Below are 577 nucleotides of genomic sequence, written 5' to 3' on the forward strand. Positions count from 1 at the left end.
CTCGACAAGCTCATCCTGGCCGAGGCGGCGCGGGGAAACTTCTGAGCCCCTCGCGCCGACGCCAGTGCATCGACCATGTGCGGCAGGCGCTTGGCGTGTCCGAGCGCCGCGCCTGCCGCACGCTGGGCCAGCACCGCTCCACGCAGAGAAAGGTGCCACGCGGCCGACCGGACGAGGCGCGCCTGACGGCGGATATCATCGAGCTGGCACGCCAGTATGGCCGCTACGGATACCGCCCAATCACCGCGCTGCTGAACCAGTCCGGCTGGCGGGTGAACCTCAAGCGGGTCGAGCGCATTTGGCGGCGCGAGGGGCTGAAGGTCCCGCAGAAGCAGAAGAAACGAAGTCGGCTGTGGCTGAATGACGGCTCCTGCGTCCGCCTGCGCCCGCAGCGGCCGAACCACGTCTGGTCCTACGACTTCGTCCAGGACCGGACGCATGACGGCCGGGCCTACCGCACCCTCAACATCATCGACGAGTTCACCAAGGAGGCGCTAATGATCCGCGTCGATCGGAAGCTCAACTCCACCGACGTGGTGGACGCTTTGACGGACCTGTTCATCCTGCGCGGGCCGCC

At 67.4% G+C, this 577-nt stretch carries 1 pseudogene; it reads left to right on the top strand.

Annotated features, from left to right (window positions below):
* Positions 1–577: pseudogene (locus O4G76_RS19920) on the top strand (IS3 family transposase); the annotation flags it as partial.

Source organism: Limimaricola sp. G21655-S1 (genome assembly GCF_027213785.1).
Lineage (GTDB): Bacteria > Pseudomonadota > Alphaproteobacteria > Rhodobacterales > Rhodobacteraceae > Limimaricola.